Source organism: Serratia sp. 121840015-1 (assembly GCF_053627655.1).
Genome location: NZ_JBSEYF010000004.1, coordinates 384,011 through 399,739, shown reverse-complemented (window position 1 = coordinate 399,739; position 15,729 = coordinate 384,011). Strand labels below are relative to the sequence as shown.

Sequence of the window (15,729 nt, the reverse complement as noted above, 5' to 3'; positions counted from 1 at the left end):
AGACTCGTGGTTCATTTGAGCGTCCATGCTCGCCCTGAACTCCGGGCACACTATAAGTGATGTCGGTGACCCAGACCTGATTGGCCCGGACAACGATAAACTGCCGCTGTACGCGATTAGGGGCAACCACCGAAGGTCGGCCGGCGATACGCCGTGGTGCTTTATAGCCCCGCACGGCTATAATCCGGTTCAGTTGCATAATACGGCCCACCCGGTTTTTGCCGCAGGTTTCCCCGATTTCGTTCAGATCGCCATGAACCCGCCGGTAACCGTATAGGCCTCCGCTCAGTGAATATGAATCATGGATAAGCGTCAGCAGACGCCGGTTATCTTTATCACGCGCCTATAGAGGCTGTGTGCAGAAACACTCAAACGGTCAGATACTTCGGCAACGGAATAACCGCGTTCCGTTATCTGACGGACAGCTTCTTCCTTAAATTCAGGTGTAAATCGTGGTGTGCCCATACGCTCCTCCTATGCTCCAACTATAGGGCAGGATCGTCTACCGGGGTGGGGTCAGTCAAGTTAATAATTAATTATCTCTTGACATCAAAACCACAAGGATAAATTCAACTTTACTGATAAAAAAACCAGATATGGCTCCATCTTTTAATCACCAGAAATTTAATTACGTTGCCTATATAGTAAGGCTCTAATTTATATCTCCATCCATCAAATAATTCAGATATTCTTCAACTTCCATTTTTTTCAAACCAGCATTAAACCTTATCCGCACCATTGTCTCTTGGGTGAGGAAATTGCTAACATCTAAATAACCCCCCCCTTTAACTTCCACAGCATTTTTAATACCTTCTCCAAACAAAAGCCAAGAAAAATTTACATTTAATGCATGGGCAAGTTTTATGATCGCTTTGCCACGGGGCTTGTGCTTACCTGACTCATAACGAGAGATCTGAGTCGAGGCTATTCCTGTAGCCTTAGCTAATTGCTCTTGGGATAGTCCAAGTTCTGCTCTGCGCTCAATCATTCGCATTGCCAAACTATTATCTTTAATCACAAATCCTTCCCGAATATTTTCAATACACTTGATAACTTATTGGTTATTCATACAGCCATCAGAAAATAAAAATCTTCAACTAATGATAGATGATTAAGAAATTTAGGCATTAGCATACGTCTAATTGGATAATATCCCTATTAAATCTGCACCAATCATAGCATACGCAAGATCCGGTTCAGCAGCGGCCCCAGCACTTTGAACGACGCCGGCGAAACGATATCGACATGCGCGCAGTCGAGCTCGTGCGCCTGCAGCGCATCGACGTACTGCGACCAGGTCTGCTGCACGTCCATCCCTGCCTGCAACGTGCGTTTGGCGACGAACAGCGTCGCCTGGCCGTGGAAGCGGGCGGTTCGTGTGTGCGACAGCAACCGCACCGAATCGGCGTAGTTGGCTTCGATGTTGTCGAACATCAGGGTGCGCGTCTCGCCCAGCGCCGGATCGAGCGTATCCTGCGACACCGCCAGGAACTGTTCGCGCTCGCGCTGCACTTCCTTCAACACGTTGTCGTCCAGCATCACGTCCCAGTTTTGGGTCTCCGGCGGATAGGTATCCAGCAGGCCGAGGAACGCCACCTGCTCGCCGCGCGCCTGCAGCCGGGCGGCGATGCCCTGGGCCAGCGTGCCGCCCAGCGAGTAGCCGATGAAGTGGTACGGCCCGTGCGGCTGCACCTGCAACACCGTCTGCAGGTGGGCATCCACCACCTGATCCATATCTTCGCTCAGCGCCAGCGGGCCGTCCGGCCGCGGCGACTGGATACCGACCAGCGACCAGTGCTGATCGAGATAGCGCGGCAATACGCTGAACTGCCAGGAGAAACCGGACGCCGGGTGCAGACAGAACAGCGTCGGCCCCTCGGTGACGCGCAGCGGCAATACGCTGTCGAAGCCGCTGCGATCGGCCTCTTCCTGCGTGCGATCTTCCGCCAGCAAGGCGGCCAGCTGCTCCACGCGCGACGCCATCATCACCTGGCCGACGGACACCGCCTTGCCCAGATCGCGGCGCAGCTCTGCCGCCAGACGCATCGCCAGCAGCGAATGGCCGCCGAGCGCGAAGAAATCGTCGTCGGCGAACACCTGCTCGCGCTGCAGCAAGCGGGCGAACACCGCCGCGATCTCGCTTTCCAGCCCGGCCTGCGGCGGCCGCCCTGCCTTGCGTTCACCGCCCTGCGGTTGCGGCAAGGCCTTGCGATCCAGCTTGCCGTTGGCGCTCAGCGGCAAATCGCTCATTTCCACCAGCGCCACCGGCACCATGTGCGGCGGCAGACGGTCGGCCAGCGCCGCGCGCAGGGCTTCCGCATCCCAGTTCGCGCCAGGCTGCATCACCAGATAACCCACCAGTTGGCGCGCATCGCCGCCGGCGTCCACCGGCGTGCCCTGCAGCACCCGCGCGTGCGTCACCGCCTGGCGTACGCCCGGCAGCGACAGCAAGGCGTGGTCGATTTCGCTCAGCTCGATACGCTGCCCGCGGATCTTCAGCTGATCGTCGCTGCGGCCCAAATATTCCACCGCGCCGTCCGGCAGCCAGCGCGCCACGTCGCCGGTGCGGTACATGCGCCCGCCCTCGCCGAACGGATCGGCGACAAAGCGGCTGGCGGTCAGATCCGGCCGGCCAAGGTAGCCGTGCGCCAGCTGCACGCCGGTCAGATACAGATCGCCCGCCACGCCCGGCGGCACCGGCCGCAGGCGCGCGTCAAGAATGCGCAGCCCGGTGTTCCACACCGGCAGGCCGATCGGCACGTTGGCGCCGGTCACCTTCGCCAGCGCGTCGCCGTAGGCCGGATGCCAGGTCACATCCACCGCCGCTTCGGTCGGGCCGTAGAGGTTGTGCAACGGCACCGCCGTGCGGCTTTGCCACAGGCGGCACAGCTCCGCCGGCAGCGCTTCGCCGCTGCAGAACACCTGGCGCAGCGCGGCGCAGCTCGCCACCGCCGCGTCGTCGTCCAGGGCGGCCACAAAAGCCGCCAGCATCGACGGCACGAAGTGCAGCGTGGTAATGCGATGTTGCGCGATCAGCTGTTGCAGCTGCTGCGGGTCGCGATGCGCCTCCGGCGGCGCCATCACCAGCCGGGCGCCGACCATCAGCGGCCAGAAGAATTCCCACACCGAGACGTCGAAACTGCACGGCGTTTTCTGCAGCACCGCGTCGTCCGCCCCCAGCGGATACTGGTGCTGCATCCACAGCAGGCGGTTGACGATCGCCTGATGGCCGACCAGCACGCCTTTCGGACGCCCGGTGGAGCCGGAGGTAAAGATAATATAGGCCGCATGGTCCGGCGTCGGGCCCGCAATCGCCACCCCGGCGGCGTGATCGGCCGCCAGCGGCGCGTCATACAGCAAGATTTCGCCCTTGTCGGCGAAACGCGCCTGCTGCGCCGGGTTGGTGATGACCAGCCGCGGCGCGGCGTCTTCCAGCATCATCGCCAGCCGCTCGTCCGGATAACCGGTGTCCAGCGGCAGATAGGCGGCGCCCGCTTCCACGATCGCCATCAACGCCAGCGACAGGAACACCGAACGCGGCAGCGCCACTGCCACAATGTCGCCCGGCCGCACGCCCTGCGCCACCAGCTCGCGCGCCAGCGCCGTGACCTGCTCGCGCGTTTCGCGGTAGGTAAAGCTGAAATGCGCATCCGCCAGCGCCGGTGCGTCCGGCGTGGTTTGCGCCTGCTGCGCCAGCAGCTGGCTCAGCGTGGTCGCCGGCACCGGGTGCACCGTGTCGTTGACCCGCGCCAGCAGCGCGTGATCGTCGGCGGTCAGCATATCGGCTTCGCCGATCGGCAACGTTGCCTGCGCGGCGAACTGCGCCAGCAGCAGCGGCAGCCGCTGCAGGTGCGCCTGCAGTTCCTGGCGGCTGTATCGCTCGGCGTTGGCCAGCAGTTCCACCTTCAGCTGATGGTGCTCGTCGATAAACAGCGCAATCTCCAGATCGCGCACCGGTCCGGAGGCCAGATCGTGGGTGATGCCTTCGATACCGGCGAAGTCCAGCTGGTAATCGAACATTTTGAAGTTGAAGACCGTGCCGTACAGCGGTTCGCCGTCGCCGATGCGCCCCAGATCGCGCTGCACCTGTTCGGCGTCGTAGCGCTGATGGCGGCGCACCGTTTTCAGCTCGCGGCTGATGCGTGCGGCGGCCTCATACAGCGTGGCCTGCGGCTCGAGATGCATCTCCATCGGCAGCACGTTGATCACCGGGCCGGCGGCGCACAAGGCGGCCGAGCCGGTACGGCGCATGAAGATAAAACCGGCGCTGAAGCTCGGTTGGCCGCTCAGGCGCGAGACCCACAGCGCCACCAGCGCCACCGCCATATCGGCGGCGTTCAGCTTCTGCTGCGCGCCGCACTGCACCAGTTCGGCGAAGGCCTGCGGATCGCAGCGCTGTTCCAGCCGGTGGATGCGCGGCGTGGGGGTTTGCCCGGCCAGCGGCTGCGGACAAAGGGTCGCCGGCGGCGGCAGCTGCTGCGCTTTTTCGAGCCAGAAATCGGCGTCGCGCTGCCAGGCCGGCGCCTCCCGGTAAGCCTGGTATTCCGCCACCACGTCGCTGAACGCCGTGAAAGGCGTCGGTTCCAGCGCGTCGCCGCGGCAAAGATGGGTGTAAATCGCCGCCACGCGGCGAGCGATGGCGGTGAAGCTGAAACCGTCCACCAGCAGATGGTGATAGCGCTGATACCAGAACCAGCGGTCATCCGCCAAACGCATCACCACATGGCGATACAGCGGCGCGCCGCTGCCGGCGCGCAGATCGCTCGCGAGATCGATATCCATCAGCGCGCGCGCGGCGGCGTCGGGGTCCGGCGACGTCGTCAGATCGACGAGTTCCGGCTCGTGCACCGCCAGCGCGTCGTCCAGCCATTGCACCGGCACGCCGTCGCGTTCCGCAAAACGCAGGCGCAGCATGTCCACCTCGCCCAGGCCCTGGGTAATGGCCTGCAGCAGAGGCTCTACGGCAATGGGGCCGTTGAGTTCGATGGCGTGGGCCACCGCGTAGGCATTGCGATGCGGGGAAATTTGATCGGCGACCCAGATGCCGGGTTGCGCCGCGACCAGCGGCCATTCGCCCGCAAGCACCGGGCCGCTGAGAGAGTTAGGGGTATGTGGCACTGATACTTACTCCTGTGATTATCTAGCATCCATTCAAGTTTTTAACTTCCATAGCGCATATTCTTACCCATAAAAATACATCCCAAGCATGCGCTGCTTATTTGCTTATTGCTGTTGTTATGACCTCACACAATACAAATGATAATGATTTTTATTTGCATTGCAATGTATCTTAGTGAATCAAATTTCATAATAAAATAATTAGCAGGGTAATAATATAGGGTTCCATAAACATCCCCTACAAGCGCCGCCGCTCAGCATGAAAGTCCGCTTACCCCTACTTAGTTGTTCAATGGGCTCTTAACAACCATTGCAATCCACAAATGATATTGGTAATAGTAATCATTCTTATTTGTATTTATCTTTTATCGGTCCGCGACGTGGAGAGGGATTTTCTCATGCGTATTATGTTTATAGGTCCGCCACTGTATGGGCTGTTGTATCCAGTTCTATCTCTGGCACAGGCCTTCCGTGTTAATGGTCACCAAGTACTGATTGCCAGCAGTGGGAAATTTGCACAGAAAGCGGCAGAAGCGGGGCTTGTTGTGTTTGATGCGGCGCCCGGCTTCGATTCTGAAGCCGACTATCGCCGCCGGGAGGCATTACGAAAAGAAAGTAACATCGGGACTAAAATGGGAAACTTCTCATTCTTCAGCGAAGAGATGGCTGATGACCTGATTGAATTCTCAAGGCAATGGCGACCCGACCTTATCGTTTACCCGCCTCTTGGTGTTGTCGGGCCTCTGATTGCCGCGAAGTATGACATTCCAGTGGTGATGCAAACTGTCGGTTTCGGCCACACACCATGGCACATCAAAGGGGTCACAAAATCACTCTCTGATGCCTATCAGCGCCACGGGGTCAGCGCCCCACCACAGGATCTGGCGTGGATAGATGTCACCCCACCGAGCATGAGTATCCTACAAAACGACGGCGAGCCAGTCATTCCCATGCAATACGTTCCGTATAACGGCGGCGCGGTATGGGAGAAGTGGTGGGAGCGCACACCTGGTCGCAAGCGGCTGCTGGTGAGCCTTGGTACCGTCAAACCTATGGTTGATGGCCTAGATCTGATCTCCTGGGTGATGGACTCCGCTAACGAAGTTGATGCCGAGATAATTCTGCACCTTTCAGCAAACGCTCGCTCGGATTTACGCTCTCTACCGTCGAATGTCCATCTGGTCGATTGGATCCCGATGGGGGCCTTTCTCAACGGCGCCGACGGTTTTATCCACCACGGCGGCGCGGGCAATACACTGACGGCGCTGCATGCCGGTATTCCGCAAATCGTCTTTGGTGAGGGTGCCGACAGGCCGGTCAATGCCCGCGCCGTGGTTGAGAGAGGATGCGGCATTATTCCCGGCAAGAACGGGTTAACGAGCAGCATGATCAATGACTTCCTTAGCGATCGTGCGCTTCGCAACGCGTCGCAGGAGGTGGCTGCGGAAATGGCCGCGCAACCATGCCCAACCAAAGTAGCCAGCCAACTTATCGCCACACTACAAAAAGGCTAACCACTGCAGTTAAGTCACGAGATTAAATCACGCGATGGCGGCAAAGATCAGCCGCAACCGTGATCGCTAATTGTTCACAGATGAAGGAGGCGTAATGCCTGCGACTCACTCCCCGATACCCGCTCGCGCCTGGATAGTTCGCCTTGCTCGCGTGTGTTGGGAACGCAAAAAACTAAGCACCATTGTCATTGTGGCATCGGTATCGACCATTCTGCTGGCCGCCCTAACGCCGCTGCTGACGCGTCAGGCGATCAACGATGCCATGGCTGGCGAGCCGACACGGCTGCCGTGGCTCGCCAGCGGCCTGCTGCTGATTGCCCTGTTTGATTTTATCGGAAACTACGTACGCCGGGGTTATGCTGGCGAACTCTCACTTTGGGTGCAACACACCCTGCGCAGTCGGGCGTTCGACAGTGTCCAGAAGCTCGATGGCTTAGGCCAGGATACCTTGCGCACCGGGCAGGTCATTTCACGGACCAACAGCGATCTGCAGCAGGTACATACCCTGCTGCAAATGTGTCCAGTGCCTCTCGCAGTATTTACTTATTATATTGCTGGGATCGCGGTGATGCTGTGGATGTCACCATCGATGACGCTCATCGTCGTTGGCGTGCTGGTGACGCTGGCTATCACCGCCCTGCGCGCCCGCCGCCGCGTGTTCGCACAAACTGGGCTCGCCTCTGACAGGCTGGCGCAGATGACGGAACACATGCGCGAAGTACTGGAGCAAATCTCAGTGGTGAAATCCTGCGTGGCAGAGTTGCGTGAAACGCGCTGGCTCGACCGTCAGTCGCGGCAGATGGTGCGCGTGCGCATCGGCGCGGCTATTTCGCAGGCGATACCGGGCGCAACGATGCTAGCGCTACCAGTGCTGGGGCAAATCGTCCTGCTATGCTACGGCGGCTGGTCGGTGATGAACGGGCGCATCGATCTCGGGACCTTCGTCGCTTTCGCCAGCTTCCTCGCCATGCTAACCGGCCCAACACGCGTACTGGCATCATTCTTGGTGATCGCCCAGCGCACTCAGGCCTCGGTGGAACGAGTCTTCACGCTAATCGACACCCGCTCGCTAATGGAAGACGGCACCGAGCCGGTCAAAGGCCAAGTTATCGGCCTGAAAGTAGATAATCTAAGCTTCCACTACAGCAGCGGCCGCCGCATCCTCGATGATGTCTCGTTTTCCATGCACGCCGGTGAAACAGTGGCGGTGGTTGGTGCGTCCGGCTCCGGTAAATCGACGCTGTTGATGCTGTTAGCACGTTTTTACGATCCCTCCACAGGAGGTGTGTGGCTTAACACGACAGGCGGACAGCAGAATATTCGCGACCTGCAGCTGGCAGCGCTACGTCGCAAGGTTGGGGTAGTGTTTGAAGATGCCTTTCTGTTTGCCGGTACCATCGCGGAAAATATCGCCTATGGGCATCCGCAGGCAAGTCAGAACGATATCCGCCGCGCTGCCGATGCCGCGGGCGCCAGTAACTTCATCAACGCTCTACCGCAGGGGTTCAACACCCGTCTAACAGAACGCGGCAGCAACCTCTCTGGAGGGCAACGTCAGCGCATTGCGCTTGCCCGGGCGTTAATTACCACGCCGGAGCTGCTCATTCTCGATGATACCACCTCTGCGGTTGACGCCGGTACCGAAGCGGAAATCAACACCGCCCTTGAGCGCTATGCCGATGATCAACATATGCTGTTGGTGATTGCACGCCGTCGTTCCACACTGCAGCTTGCCACCCGGATTGTGGTGCTGGAGAAAGGCCGCGTGGTGGATAGCGGAACTCACGCGGAACTGGAAGCGCGCTGCCCGGCGTTCCTTGCGCTGATGAGCGGCAACGGTGACTTCCTCGAGCCCACTCCCGCCGGGCAGCACGAGCTTTGGCCGGACTCTACAGCTTCACAGGGTGAGGACGTAAATGCGCAAGATATACCTGTCGGGAAAGGCTTTATCGAGCGGATGACCCGCGTGCCGGAAAGCGCTGTCGACATGGCTCTCGCAGGCAAAGGGCAGCGTGTCTCATCGCTGCTGACTCCAGTTGCCTGGATGTTCATCATCGCCGCACTGCTTATTGCCCTCGATTCTGCCGCAGGCGTCGGTGTGCTGGTGCTTTTACAACGCGGTATCGACGCCGGTGTTGCCGCCGGGGATATGGCGACCATCGGCATTTGCGCCCTGTTTTCCCTGTGCCTGATAGTTATCAGTTGGTGTTGCTATGCACTGCAAACGGTCTTTGCCGCCCGTGCGGCGGAGTCGGTTCAGCATACGGTGCGACTACGCAGTTTCGGTCACTTGCTGTGTCTAGGTCTACCGTGGCATGAGAAGAACGTCGATTCGCGTCTGACCCGCATGACTGTCGATGTCGATTCCCTCGCCCGTTTTCTACAGAACGGTCTTGCCGGGGCACTCACCAGCATAGTGACGATGATCGCTATCGCCGCTGCTATGTTCTGGCTTGAACCTGTCCTTGCGCTTACTGCGCTCAGCGCCGTACCGGTGGTAGTACTGGCGACGTGGATTTACCGCCGCCTGAGCTCCCCGGCATACGCGCAAGCGCGTCTCGAGATTGGCAAGGTTAATAGCACGCTACAGGAGAAAGTTTCCGGCCTTCGGGTGGTGCAGTCCCACGGTCAGCAGGAGCAGGAAGCCGCCAGAATGCGAGCGTTATCCGACAAATTCCGCGCTACCCGCGTGCGGGCACAGAAATACCTGGCCGTCTACTTCCCGTTCCTCACTTTTTGCACTGAGGCCGCGTATGCCGCAGTACTTTTGGTGGGGGCATCGAGAGTGGCCGAAGGCGAGATGACCGCCGGGGTGTTAGCGGCGTTCTTCCTGCTGTTAGGGCAGTTCTATGGCCCGGTGCAGCAGCTGTCAGGCATTGTTGATTCTTGGCAGCAGGCGACCGCCAGCGGTAAACATATTAATGAACTTCTGGCAACCGAGGGCGAGGAGAGTGTCGAACCATCGGCGATCGCGCCAGTCAGCGGCGCACTGCACCTCGAGAAGCTTACCTTCCGATACCCTGAAAGCACACAGCCAGCGATTGATAACCTTTCACTTACAATTCCGGAAGGAACGGTCGTCGCAGTGGTCGGGCGAAGCGGCGCAGGCAAATCGACACTTATCAAGCTGCTGGCGGGGCTCTACTCTCCCACCGGGGGGCAAATCCGCATCGGCGAGGGCGTCATTGATGGTGCATCGCTCATCGATTATCGCCGCCAGACGGGCCTGGTCTCTCAGGATGTGGCGCTGTTCAGCAGTGATATAGCTGAGAATATTCGCTATGCGCGTCCCACCAGCAGCAACGCGGAGGTAGAAACCGCGGCGCGGCGAGCTGGCTTGCTTGAAACGGTGCAAAATCTCCCGAATGGCTTTCGTACCCCGGTGAACAACGGCGGTGCTGATCTGTCCGCCGGCCAGCGTCAGTTGATTGCCCTTGCCCGCGCTCAGCTGGCGCAGGCGCACGTGCTCCTGCTCGACGAAGCGACAGCTAGACTGGATCGCACCTCTGAGGAACGGTTAATGACCTCGCTTGCCGAAGTAGCGCACAGCGAAAAACGCACCGCGCTTATCGTCGCCCACCGACTGACAACCGCCTGCCGCTGCGATTACATTGCTGTGGTCGACAACGGGCGCCTCGCCGAATACGGCAGCCATGACGAGCTAATAGCCGCATGTGGCCTGTACTCACGCCTGTGGCAGGACAGCCGCGCACACGCCCCCCAAGGAGAGATCGTGAGATAATTTTCATCAACAACATTATATGATAAGAATACCTGCCGGCGGCTGTTCCCTCGAACAGCCGCTTTAGCTTTTTATACTGATAAACAAAATATCAATGAGATGGTATGTCAAGAATGAGACTGAGTCCGCCCGTAAACCCCATTGCCCTGAGGACTGCCGCACGCATTCGCGATCAGCTTGTCGCTGGAACCCCAATTGACACCGCACGTTTCTGGGGGGACGTTAAGTCAATCTCAGCGCCGCTAGTGAGCGTGATTGAGGGCAAGAATGACGAGCGGGAGGTCACTTTTCTGTGGCGCGCTGCTTACCCGTTGCTGAGAGTTTATTTGTGCCTAAACCGCATCACCGACAAAAACAACGTGGCGAAAGGGATGATGGAGTGTCTCCCCGGAACGGATATCTGGCACTTGACGCTAAGCTTACCCGCCTCCTACTGCGGCTCCTACACTATGGTGGAAATCCCGTTAGGCACTGCTGAAGAGACAATTTCACTGCTGGGAAGCCGCTTCGCGACCCTCATCGGAAAGGCGGATCCACTGAACCAGACGCCGAGAATCAACGTCCGGGGGGATACGCTGGAGTCTGTACTGATGCTGGATAGTGCCCCCGCACAGGATGAATGGGCAGATAACCACGCCTGTAACGGGCAATTTTTCACCTCAGAACATCGGCTCGCCGGGCAATCTCGACGGGTGCGGCTGTATATTCCCGCGGTTCCGGTCTCACAACCTCTGGGCCTATTGGTACTGACAGATGGCGAAACCTGGTTCAACAACGTTGGTGTGTGTGCCGCCATCGACGCGGCTATCCGACGTGGGCGAATCCCGCCGCTTGCCGTGCTCGGCGTAGACAACTTGGATGAGCGCGAGCGCACCGCGATACTCGGAGGCCGCCGCGAGCTGGTGTGCGATATCGCCGAGCGTTTGCTGCCAGCCATCCACACTGAATACCAGGAGCGGCAGTGGGTCGGCCGTTCGCTGACAGTGCTGGCCGGACAAAGCCTGGGGGGCGTGACTGCGCTGATGGCCGCCCGTCATGCGCCAGATAGTTTTAGCTTGGTACTTAGCCACTCGCCATCGATGTGGTGGACGCCGGACAGTAACAGTCGCCCGAGCCACTTCGGAGATAACGATGTCTCCTGGGTGAGCGAACATGTGCTTTATGCCCCTTCGCCCAGTGTGCGCACACATTTGTGCGTCGGTTCATTAGAAGGCTCCACGGTGTCGCAGGTGCAGTTGTTGCATCAACAGCTTCTTGCCGCCGGAGTAGAAAGTCACTGCTGCATCTATACCGGAGGACACGATTATGCGTGGTGGCGCGGCGCACTGATTGATGGTCTTAGTATGCTGAATAAATAAAGATATCACCTGCGAATAAGGAATAATCATTTGATGTCTGGTCGTGAGCAACACAAAAAGCGTCGCAGCACGGCGTTATTTTCCGCCAGTTTGTGCTACGTACTCAGCTACAGCACGGCAAGTTTTGCCAAACCGGATATGCAACCATTAGGCCCGAATATAGCCGATAAAGGCTCTGAATATTACCATTTCAGGGTCAATGACTTTGATTCTGTTGATGGCGCAAGACATTACCGGGTATGGACAGCCATACCCAAAAAAAACGCGCCTGCTTCAGGATACCCAGTTCTGTATATGCTCGACGGTAATGCAGTAATGGATCGCCTACCAGAAACGCTGCTCAAACAGTTAACCGAGTACTCGCCGCCGGTGATTGTGGCGCTAGGCTATCAGACCAACCTGCCGTTCGATCTCAACGGCAGAGCCTATGACTATACACCTGTACTCAAGACCGCAAGCGCCGGTAATGAGAATAATCCGCGTTTTACCCGTAAAACCGGCGGCAGCCCTGAATTTCATCAGCTTTTGGAAACCATCATCGCCCCACAGGTAGAGCAAGGACTGGCGATAAATCCCGAGCGGCGCGGGATATGGGGTCACTCCTACGGGGGGCTGTTTGTCCTCGGTGCGTGGCTGTCGTCATCGTTCTTTCATCAGTATTACAGCGCCAGCCCATCGCTTAGCAGAGATAACTTTGCTCTTTTAACCCGTATGACGGCGGTCAATCCGGTGCAGTACTGCCATAAAAACCTCGTTATAGCGGAAGGCTCGACCACTACCAGTGACAGCAGGCAAAATCAGATGGTCGAGATACTGTACAAAATCCATTCCACCGTCACTACTCTTGAGAGTAAGGGCGTGAACACCGCTTTTCAAGATTATCCGGGCCTCGGACATGGGCCAATGTTTAAAGTCTCATTCCGCGACGCGCTACTCGATATCAGCCGTGAAGCGGTGCCTCAAAACGCAGCTTGTCCTTAATTCAGTAGCATAATAAATGCCCGCCAATGGCGGGCATACACCATCAGAATGAAGCCGTCACCCCGGCATAATAAGCCCGCCCCGGTTCGTTATAAGTGTTTGCCCCTTCGGAGGAGCGATAAATCTGTTTATCGAAGATATTGCTAATACCCACGTTGAGGCGTAGGTTCTTATTGAGATCGTAATTAAAGTTGGTACCAACCAGCGAATATGCGCCTAACTCTTTGCCGGAGAGTCCCCCTGTATCTTCGCTACGCGACTCCGCGTGGGTACGCGGTTTCTGCTTGCCGTATAACGTCCAGTTGACGTTCGCGGAAAACGCGCTGGTGATGTTCCAGTCGAGGGAGGTATTCACCGTATATTTCGGGATGATTGATAACGGGTTCCCAGTGTCTTTCTGTTCGGAAGTTATCATGTAGGTGGCATTGGTATTCCAGCTCAGACGTTCCTCTACCAGCGGAATAGCCATGCTGGCCTCCAAACCTTCAATCAGCGCTTTCCCGCCGTTCTGCCACTGCAGAATATAAGCACCTGACGACGTTTTACCAATAATGTTGTCACCGGCGACAATCTTATTTTGATAATCGTTACGGAAATACGTCAGGCTGGCGTGGTAGTCGTCTACGGTTAATTCCAACCCGATCTCTTTATTGATACTGATTTCCGGATCAAGGTTTTTATTCCCGATCAAGTAGCAGCCACCCGAGGTAATATCTTTCGGGCACCCGTTACCTTTTGAGAAGAGCAGATACCCTTCGCTGGTCTGATAAAGGTTCGGTGCTTTAAAGGCACGTGCGATGCCCGCCTTCACCTTGAAGAATTCTCCTAACTCCTGAGACAGATTAAGGCTGGGGCTAAAGTTACCTCCTGACTCGCTCAGGTAGTCAAAACGTAGGCCTGGAATAACGTTGGTTCCGGCTAGCGGTTCGATATTATCTTCCACATACAACGCGCTGATTTCCGACTTATTTTTACTGCTTCGGTTGTCCGCCGAACCGGAGATCCCTGCGATGTTGTTATCTTTCACCGTTAGCCCTGTCGAAGCAGGATCATTAAGTTCATCGCGGTTCCACTCGGCGCCGACGGTGAGTGTTTGCTCGAACAGCATCATCATCGGGAAATTCACTTCGCCACTGGTGCGATACGAGGTAAGACGGTTAGTGGTGAATTTCTGATCGTTGTTGATGCGTCCCTCACCGCCACCGGACAGCCCCTCATCCATGCGGGTATTGTTGGTTTTTTCATAGTAGAATCCAAGACGGCTCTGACCCCAGTCCCAGATACCGTTATGGGTAAGACCATAATTCTGCCGATACAGGCGGTTGGTCTCCTGCCCCGACTGTGCCAGATTTTTGGTGACTGCGCTTGAGGAGCTGTTCTGAGTATCGCCCGCATAGATATTTCCCTGACGGCTGTATCCCGCTTCAAAATCAAATATCTGCTGCGGGGTCAATTTCCATGAGAAGATACCGTTAATATCTTTATTTATGACCCCTTCACGCCCGGCGGCATTTTTGCTCCCGGCGGAGGAGTTAATATCCCAACTGTCAGCGTCTGTTCTGTTCAGGTTACCGTACAGGCGCATCGTCAACGCCTCGCCAACCAGCGGGCCGCTGAGGCTGAAATTACCGCGTCGGGTATCGCCCTCTTTGCTGTTTTCCGGCTGGTTGCTGTATAGAGACAGCGAACCGTGCCAGTCTTTGGTTGGGCGTTTGGTAATTATATTCACCACCCCGCCTGCGGCGCCGGAGCCGTAGCGTGCGGCGGCCGGCCCGCGGATAACTTCGATACGTTCTACCTGTTCGGGCGGCACCCAGTTAGTATCACCACGGGTGTCGCGCTCCCCACGCCAGCTGTAGCGTAGCGAGTTGCGTGACGTGACCGGCACACCGTCAATCAGCACTAAAGTGTTTTCTGGCCCCATGCCACGAATATCAATCTGGCGGTTATTGCCGCGCGTGCCCGAGGCGCTGTTGCCGGTGAGGTTAATCCCCGGCATCTTGCGAATGATCTCAGAGAGATCGTTAACCGGCGGGTTCTTTTCAATATCTTCGCGGGTAATAACAGAAACCCCTGGCTGTTGTTTTAATACTTGCGCAGCGGTGGATTCAACTACTATCGTTTCATTGTCGTCATCTTCGGCGGATTTAGCCAGCGATGATGAAATATTAAAAAGCACTAATACTAAGGTTATTGGCCAAGCAGCCTGGTTAACTCTCATAATCATTCCCTATAAAACGCTAATATTCGTTCGTTATCCGTTAGCACACATTTCAACCAGATCTTATAGTTTATAATAATGAAAATTATTATCATTTAAAAGCGGAAAAGACAATCGCAGAGATTTAAAAGTTCACTAAAACCTCCCTCTGTAGGCTCCAATTAATTTTTAACTGATTGAATAAACAGTGATTTTTAAAATATCGGCGATGGTAAACTCATTGTCCGCATTTTCTGACGGAGCAGCACATGAGCCCATTTAAAGAACACCATTTTCAGTACAACGTTATCTTGCAGGAAGTACGCTCGTACTGCCAATATGGCATCATCTACTTGGGCTTCAGTAGATACTGGTCGAGTATGGTGTAAATGCTGACTAAGCCACCATTTACCGCTGGGTTCACCGTTAAGTGGCAGAAATGGAGAAACGGCTACGCTGGGTACTGGCAAAAACTTCAGGCTTGTGCCCCTGAAATCTCGATGGAACTTATAGCAAAGTAAATGGCAGATGGGCTTATTTGTACCAAGCCGTAAAACAAATTTGCATATCAATTTCTGAGAAAGATTTTGAACAGCGTGTAAGACCGGCAATTCCCTGCGTCATCAACACCGACAAACCTTCACCTATGGTCGTGCGCTGGCATTGTTGAAATGAAAAGGCCAATGTCCGTCTGATAGTTAGCATCAGATAATAAAATACTGGAACAACGTGATTGAGTAAGATAACTGAAAATTGGAACCGATAAACAGCCCACGCTGGGGTTTATAACCATGAAGATGGCGTATAACGCCATTC

The 15,729-nt window shown here is 56.4% G+C and carries 7 protein-coding genes and 2 pseudogenes; 5 read left to right on the top strand and 4 right to left on the bottom strand.

Annotated elements, in window-relative coordinates; genetic code table 11:
* From ACUXAC_RS20065 to ACUXAC_RS20055, 3 genes and pseudogenes are all read right to left on the bottom strand, one after another.
* Positions 1-465 (bottom strand): annotated as a pseudogene (locus ACUXAC_RS20065) (IS3 family transposase); the annotation flags it as partial.
* A gap of 187 nt (positions 466-652) precedes the next feature.
* Positions 653-1,018 (bottom strand): helix-turn-helix domain-containing protein, encoded by a 366-nt coding sequence (locus ACUXAC_RS20060; RefSeq protein WP_342186901.1) that lies wholly within the window; start codon positions 1,016-1,018, stop codon positions 653-655.
* Between the two features lie 155 nt (positions 1,019-1,173).
* The gene (locus tag ACUXAC_RS20055; RefSeq protein WP_342186902.1) at positions 1,174-5,118 is read right to left on the bottom strand and encodes an enterobactin synthase subunit F; all 3,945 of its coding nucleotides are present in this window, start codon (positions 5,116-5,118) and stop codon (positions 1,174-1,176) included.
* A gap of 398 nt (positions 5,119-5,516) precedes the next feature.
* Between ACUXAC_RS20055 and iroB the strand changes: the two genes are divergently transcribed.
* The 4 genes from iroB (at position 5,517) to ACUXAC_RS20035 (ending at position 12,713) form a co-directional block, all read left to right on the top strand.
* Positions 5,517-6,632: a salmochelin biosynthesis C-glycosyltransferase IroB gene (gene iroB / locus ACUXAC_RS20050; protein ID WP_342186903.1), complete on the top strand. Its 1,116-nt coding sequence runs from the start codon at positions 5,517-5,519 to the stop codon at positions 6,630-6,632.
* Between the two features lie 94 nt (positions 6,633-6,726).
* A complete protein-coding gene (gene iroC / locus ACUXAC_RS20045) occupies positions 6,727-10,374 on the top strand; it encodes a salmochelin/enterobactin export ABC transporter IroC (RefSeq protein WP_342186904.1) in 3,648 nt (1,215 codons plus the stop codon).
* Between the two features lie 113 nt (positions 10,375-10,487).
* Complete coding sequence (locus ACUXAC_RS20040; RefSeq protein WP_342186953.1) at positions 10,488-11,732, top strand: alpha/beta hydrolase-fold protein; 1,245 nt, start codon at positions 10,488-10,490, stop codon at positions 11,730-11,732.
* Positions 11,733-11,765: 33 nt separating this feature from the next.
* A complete protein-coding gene (locus ACUXAC_RS20035; RefSeq protein WP_342186905.1) occupies positions 11,766-12,713 on the top strand; it encodes an alpha/beta hydrolase in 948 nt (315 codons plus the stop codon).
* A gap of 43 nt (positions 12,714-12,756) precedes the next feature.
* On the opposite strand, the gene ACUXAC_RS20030 is transcribed toward ACUXAC_RS20035, so the two are convergent.
* Entirely contained in the window at positions 12,757-14,934 is a 2,178-nt protein-coding gene (locus ACUXAC_RS20030; RefSeq protein WP_342186906.1) for a TonB-dependent siderophore receptor, read from the bottom strand.
* A 248-nt stretch (positions 14,935-15,182) separates the two neighbouring features.
* Between ACUXAC_RS20030 and ACUXAC_RS20025 the strand changes: the two are divergent.
* A pseudogene (locus ACUXAC_RS20025) lies at positions 15,183-15,612 on the top strand (IS6 family transposase); the annotation flags it as partial.
* Positions 15,613-15,729 lie beyond the last annotated feature (117 nt).